Raw genomic sequence first — 6,625 nt, 5'->3', positions numbered from 1 at the left:
AGCCGAAGCCGAAGCCGAAGCCGAAGCCGAAGCCGAAGCCGAAGCCGAAGCCGAAGCCGAACAGGATGATTATCTGGCGCCTGTTGATGTGCAAGTCGAGAGCGAACAAGTCGAAGACGAGGATTTTGATCCGGAAATCGTCGAGATCTTTATCGAAGAAGCGGGCGAATTGCTCGAAGACATCGACCGTTCACTGAACGAGTGGCAAGACGACTGGAACAACACTGATTGCGTTGAAGAGCTCAAACGCTCGCTGCACACCTTCAAAGGTGGCGCGCGTCTGGCGGGCTTGAGCGATCTGGGTGATTTGTCGCACGACTTTGAAACCATCCTGATCGAAATGCCGCAAGACGCGGAACTCGACCAATCCTTCTTCAACCGCCTGCACGATTATCAGGATCGCATGCACAGTGGTGTTGAACGTGCACAAGCCCGCATGAGCGGTGCACCTGTTGCGGCAGTGACGACTGAGCCAGAACCGCCGCTGCTGGAAAACTATGTTGATGACGAACCCGAATTCGTCAGCGTTGACGAGGTTGTTGCGGACATCAACTTCAACGGCGCAGAAGAAGCCACTGCGGAAGATGATGCCCCGGCGTTCAACAGACCAACTATCGTGGTGGACAACACCCGCGACTTTGGTACCGATTCATACGACGGCAATTCATTCGACGGCAACGGCGGTTCAAGCCCTAAACCGAATGTATTGACCTTCGCGCCTAAAGCCAAACCGGCGGCGCCATCTACCGGCGTCATTCCCGGCACCGAATACGGTGGCGGCCTGCGCTCGGGCAATACCGGCCCGGCGCAAGTACAACACTTGGCGGCGCGCCGTACCGGCCCGCAAGAAGTTATTAAAGTCTCCGCTGAACTGTTGGAAGAACTGGTAAACCTCGCCGGTGAAACCTCGATCAGCCGCTCCCGTATGGAACAGCAAGTCAGTGACTTGGGTGGCTCCATCGAAGAAATGGATTCCACCATCCAGCGTCTACAAGAACAGCTGCGCCGTCTCGATATCGAAACCGAAGCGCAGGTGTTGTTCCGTCAGGAGCAGATGGCGCAGCACGAAGAATTCGACCCGCTGGAGATGGACCGCTACTCGCAATTGCAGCAGCTGTCGCGCTCACTGATCGAATCCGCGTCTGACTTGATGGATTTGAAATACACCCTCGCGGATAAAACCCGCGATACCGAAACCCTGTTGCTGCAACAGTCGCGTATTAACACCGACCTGCAGGAAGGCCTGATGCGCTCGCGCATGGTGCCCTTCTCCCGTCTGGTGCCGCGTTTGCGCCGGATCGTGCGCCAGGCGGCGAGCGAGCTGGGCAAAGAAGTCGATTTCGAACTCGATAACGTTGAAGGCGAACTGGACCGTAGCGTATTGGAACGTATGGTCGCGCCGCTCGAACACATGCTGCGTAACGCGGTGGACCACGGTATCGAAATGCCCGACGAGCGTATCGCCGCCGGTAAGAATCCGAATGGCCGCATCCTGCTCACCCTCGGGCGCGAAGGCGGCGATGTAATCCTGCGCCTGATCGACGACGGTCGCGGTATCAACCTGAAACGCGTGCGCGAAAAAGCGGTTGAACGCGGCTTGATGGCGGCAGATGCCCAGTTGTCAGATCAGGACGTAATCCAGTTTATCCTCCACGCCGGTTTCAGTACCGCCGAGAAAGTCACCCAGATTTCCGGTCGCGGTGTGGGCATGGACGTGGTGCACTCCGAGATCAAACAGCTCGGCGGCGCCATGTTTATCGATTCCAACTGGGGTCAGGGCACTGAATTTACCATCCGCCTGCCGTTTACTGTATCGGTTAACCGCGCGTTGATGGTGCAGATTGGCGACGATCTCTACGCCATTCCGCTCAACAGTATTGAAGGTATTGTGCGCGTCAGCCCCTTCGAGCTGGAGCACTACTATCAAGATGACAGCGCCCGCTTCGATTACGCTGGCGAAAACTATCTGGTGCGCTACCTCGGCAGCCTGCTCGACTCAAGCGCGCAACCCAAACTCGATGGCCAAACCCTGCCACTGCCAGTCGTACTGGTGCGCAGTACCGAGCACACGGTAGCGCTGCAAGTGGATCGCCTGCTCGGCTCGCGCGAGATCGTGGTAAAGACGCTCGGCGCTCAGTTCAGTGCGGTGCGTGGTGTATCCGGCGCCACGGTAATGGGTGATGGTAGCGTGGTGGTGATTCTCGATCTGCATGCGATGATCCGCGAACAGCTGGCACTCGGTCTGCAAAACGCGATTTTGCTCGACTCACCGACTCTCGCGCTGGAAGACGACCAATCCGAGAAAACTATTATGGTGGTGGACGATTCGGTAACCGTACGCAAGGTAACCGGCCGCTTCCTGGAGCGCGAAGGTTTCCGCGTGATCGCCGCCAAAGACGGTGTGGAAGCGCTGCAATTACTGCAGGATCACATCCCGGATGTGATGTTGCTGGATATCGAAATGCCGCGAATGGACGGCTTCGAAGTGGCGAAAAACATCCGCACCAGTTCGCGCCTGAAGAATCTGCCGATCATTATGATCACCTCGCGTACCGGTGAAAAACACCGCGAGCGCGCCTTCAGCCTCGGCGTGAACAAGTACATGGGTAAGCCCTATCAAGAAGATTTGCTGCTCACCAATATTAATGAATTGCTCGGCAAAACTGTGAAGTAAGGCGGCGCCTGTGCTGCAACTGGGAATACTGGTCGATAGTGCCCCTAAGCAGCAGGCGCTGACCCAACTGGTCGCCCAGTCGGGTCATAAAGTCGGCTGCCATGTGCTCTTGGGCAGCACGGCGCAGGAACAGGCAAAACAGCAGCTGGTCGATCAGGAGCTGGACGCCTGGGTGGTAGATGTCGCCGCCGACTATTGCGATGAACTGCATCTGTTGGACGGGTTATTCGCGCAGAGCCGCGTGCCCATCCTGTTCAGCGATAGCAGTGAATTTACCAAGGGCAGCGAGGAGCACAACGCCTGGTTGCGCCGCACCGGTTTACGTTTGCAGCGCCTGCGTGGCGATATCAACCTGCAGCAGGCCAATCCCGCCAGCGAACTCTGGGTGTTGGCAGCCTCGACCGGCGGACCGGCGGCAGTAAAACGATTTTTGGCGCAGCTGCCACCCAATCTCGGAGTGGCATTTTTATATGTCCAACATATAGATGCCAGCCAGGCGGCGACGCTCAACCGGATGATGACCAACGCCGGCAATTATCCCGCGATGGTCGCGACCCAAGGGATAGTTCTGGAAGCAAACAGCCTGACTTTAGTGACCGCGCGCGATCCGGTGGAAATACTCGATAACGGCACTTTGGTGGTCAATTACGGCCAGTCGTGGAAAGGCAGCTATGCGCCCTCCATCGACCAGATAGCCGCCAACGCCGCGCGTATTTACCGCGAACAGTGCGGCTTGATTATATTTACCGGCATGGGTGATGATGGCGCCGCAAGTTGCCGTCTGATCAAACAGGTAGGCGGCAAAGCCTGGGTGCAAGCGCCCGATGATTGCACCAGCGATTCCATGCCCGTATCCGCCCTCGCCACCGGTTGCATCAGCCTTAGCGGCACACCGGAATATCTGGCGCGCGCGCTGACACAACTGAAACGCTAATAAACTGAATTCGATATCCGTTTGCCAAGTGCAAACTTGATAAGTGCAACAGACTGACAGGATCACACCTTCATGAGAGCTCCCCAGCGCATCGAGAAAAAAGTACAAGAAGTCGCCAGCCTGCTCATTCCGATCCAGGGGCGCTTGCTACTCGCACCCAACGTGACAGTAGCGGAAATTGTACCTGTCTCCCAGGTTATCCCCGTGCAAGACGCACCGGCCTGGTATCTCGGCAACTGCGCCTGGCGCGAACAAACTATCCCGCTGCTCTCGTTTGAAGTGATGAACGGCGAAGACAAACCCGGCGTCGCCTCGCGCTCGCGTTTTGCCGTACTCAACACCACCGGCATCAACGAATCCCTACCCTTTATCGCCATCCTCACCCAAGGTCTTCCACGTCTCGCACGCGTTACCGAAGAAGAAATTACCCAGCGTGAAGATGCAGACAACAAACCCTACGAATTAATGCACGTCTCCTGGGCGGGCGAAGAAGCCGTCATTCCCGACGTAGAAGCCATCGAACGCGCTTTCCTCGAGTATCTTCATCTAGATAATTAAGGGCATTTAGAAAACTAAGCTGCACTGAACACCCAGTTAGGAATCACGGCCATGTCCGACACCAATGAATTGATTGTCGAGGATCTCCTCCCCGGCACCGGCAAAGCCGTGGTCAAAGGCGCACTCATCACCACCCACTACACCGGCTGGCTCGAAGACGGCACCGAATTCGATTCCTCCCACCGCAAAGGCAAACCCTTCCAATGTGTCATCGGCACCGGCCGCGTCATTAAAGGCTGGGACCAAGGCCTGATCGGCATGCAAGTCGGCGGCAAACGCAAACTCCAAGTCCCCGCACATTTGGCCTACGGCGAACGCCAAATCGGGGCGCACATCAAACCCAATTCCAATCTGGTATTTGAAATCGAACTACTGGAAGTCCTGACAAGAGACGATTAACCCCTCCGCACCAAAACCTCGCGTAATGTGATGTATTTCTCGAAATCCTTGGCTATAGTAGAAACTCACGCCATTGGATGGAGATAGGAAATACATATGAATAATTACAGGAGGTTAGCTACTGCCCCTGACGGGAACACTGTGGTTAACGGATTACACAAAACTAATCCAAAGATTATTTCGCTGATTAAAACTTTGACCGGTTGTGTTCGACCGCTTTCATTAAAAAATTAAATTCCTTTAACTACATTTTCCGATCAAGCTTTTGTTCACATTTAAATTTTAGTTGCTACAGAGCTTACAGGTATTATCAAGACGAAAGGCCATGAGGTCTGCCTGCTCAAATAGGCAGATATCTAATTTGATGGATTACGACCCCCTCGATGAACAACAAAAACATAATAATTGTGAAACGTTTTAAACCAACACGATGAATGTGTTTTTTAGGTTGCTCTTAGACTTCGAGCAACTCATCACTAAAATTTATTGCTTTAAGATGACGGAGAGCGCATACATTGAAAAGAGTAGGCTTCATCACGGATGATCTGAATATCGATGAACCAATATCCAAAATTTTCCGTGATTTTGATGGTTCAGAAGAGATAAGAGTTGAAACAATAAATAGGCTCAATCCAGAGTTGCCTATGATAAGCAAGATTCAGTCGCTCCTAGAAATGTGCGACGTCATTGTATTTTTCATATCGAGAGGAACTCCCAATATCTATTATGAGATCGGGCTGGCACAGGGAGCTAGAAAAAATGTAATTATCATTGCTCACTCATATAGCCTAATCCCTTTTGATCTTGCTCATCAAAAATGTATTGTGGCAGAAAGTGGTAATTTTGATTACGTTTCCTATGAATTGTTTCGAGCTGTTAAGCGAATTGCAAATAGCTCCTTTAGATCATACAGCTTTGATCCAGAAGGTATGTTTGATTCACGTTTTGATAGTTTTTCTCCTGATCTTAAATATCGAGACCTCTATGCATTTAATGGAAGTAAAAGGGGGGCTCTTTTTGATAAGTGGTTTCTAGAGCTGGCGAATAATGTTAGTCAGTGGACAGTTATTGAAGCAGGGAACAACCGCTCTCGTGAATCATTCGACTTTATGCTATGGAATTCTGCTGATGATCCTGAGCTCCAGCAGTTGGGAAATCCTATCCCTGTTGAACTTAAAGCATTAAATTCAATGACCTCTAGCCAATGGCACCAACTAGCTGAAAAGATAAGAAAGCAAGGGTTACGTAGCTTAGTACTCCTAACAACTGCAAAAAATAGACGAAACGCTGCATCGTTCGCAGCTGAACTTCAAAAAAAATATGGGATATTGGTTGTCGCCTTAGATCGAGACGATTTAATTGAAGTTGAGACACCGAAAGATCTATATTTTGCGATTAAACAGCAATTACTAAATATTATGTATCGAGGTGGGTGATGTTTAATTCTGCCACCTTTGCCACCCATGTCCAATCTGTAGATGCTGCTGTTACAAACCACGATAAGGGAAGCTCTCTAGAAGAGCTTTCACGTTATTTATTCAATTGTATTGACGGGATTGAGGTTAGAGAAACAAATATTAACGGCCCAGCCGAAGAGGTTGACTTGCTCCTTTGGAATGCAAAAACAACGCAAGTATTTCAACCTTGGGATAATTTGATCCCAGTGGAGTGTAAGAACTGGTCAACACCGGCAGGGGCGCATTTAATTGATGGCTTTGCAGCAAAAATTCGTCTGAAGCATCTGACAACGGGTATTTTTATAGCTGCTAACGGAGTAACAGGAGATTTTGTTAACGGAGATAATCAAAACAGAGGAGCTGTTTACAGATTGCATGAGCATTTAACGAGAGATGGCATACGAATAGTCGTCGTGCGAATGGATGATCTTCGTGGCTTAAATGATCTAAATGATTTTATTGAGTTAATAAAAGACCGGTTTTGTAAAATCTATATGCACAAGGTTTTCTAGTTCGTGCTAATTATATTAGTTAAATTCAGTTGTTCACTAAATTCAATAAAATAAATTTTTAATAAATATTTTTTCGCCTTTGTCGTTTTAC

At 50.9% G+C, this 6,625-nt stretch carries 6 protein-coding genes; all 6 read left to right on the top strand.

The features are described 5' to 3' along the window. On the top strand, positions 1 to 2,674 hold a 2,674-nt coding region (locus AAGC78_RS14115), incomplete at its 5' end, for a hybrid sensor histidine kinase/response regulator (protein ID WP_435784736.1). A gap of 10 nt (positions 2,675 to 2,684) precedes the next feature. Continuing rightward, positions 2,685 to 3,608 (top strand): chemotaxis protein CheB, encoded by a 924-nt coding sequence (locus tag AAGC78_RS14110; protein ID WP_435784735.1) that lies wholly within the window; start codon positions 2,685 to 2,687, stop codon positions 3,606 to 3,608. 72 nt (positions 3,609 to 3,680) lie between these two features. Next, positions 3,681 to 4,166, top strand: a complete 486-nt coding sequence (locus tag AAGC78_RS14105) for a chemotaxis protein CheW (RefSeq protein ID WP_435784734.1) — start codon at positions 3,681 to 3,683, stop codon at positions 4,164 to 4,166. A 51-nt stretch (positions 4,167 to 4,217) separates the two neighbouring features. Beyond that, positions 4,218 to 4,565, top strand: coding sequence for an FKBP-type peptidyl-prolyl cis-trans isomerase (locus AAGC78_RS14100; protein WP_435784733.1), 348 nt, complete (start codon positions 4,218 to 4,220; stop codon positions 4,563 to 4,565). 515 nt (positions 4,566 to 5,080) lie between these two features. After that, a complete protein-coding gene (locus AAGC78_RS14095; protein WP_435784732.1) occupies positions 5,081 to 6,001 on the top strand; it encodes a hypothetical protein in 921 nt (306 codons plus the stop codon). Then, a complete protein-coding gene (locus AAGC78_RS14090) occupies positions 6,001 to 6,534 on the top strand; it encodes a hypothetical protein (protein ID WP_435784731.1) in 534 nt (177 codons plus the stop codon). The genes AAGC78_RS14095 and AAGC78_RS14090 overlap by 1 nt, the downstream gene beginning before the upstream one ends. Positions 6,535 to 6,625 lie beyond the last annotated feature (91 nt).

Source organism: Cellvibrio sp. (assembly GCF_039207905.1).
GTDB lineage: Bacteria > Pseudomonadota > Gammaproteobacteria > Pseudomonadales > Cellvibrionaceae > Cellvibrio.
Note: the sequence above shows the minus strand (reverse complement) of the source record. Positions and strands in the feature narration are given on the sequence as shown.

Coding starts and splice junctions, on each gene's coding strand:
- AAGC78_RS14105 (WP_435784734.1), top strand. CDS start 3,681: ATGAGAGCTCCCCAGCGCATCGAGAAAAAAGTACAAGAAGTCGCCAGC.
- AAGC78_RS14100 (WP_435784733.1), top strand. CDS start 4,218: ATGTCCGACACCAATGAATTGATTGTCGAGGATCTCCTCCCCGGCACC.
- AAGC78_RS14090 (WP_435784731.1), top strand. CDS start 6,001: ATGTTTAATTCTGCCACCTTTGCCACCCATGTCCAATCTGTAGATGCT.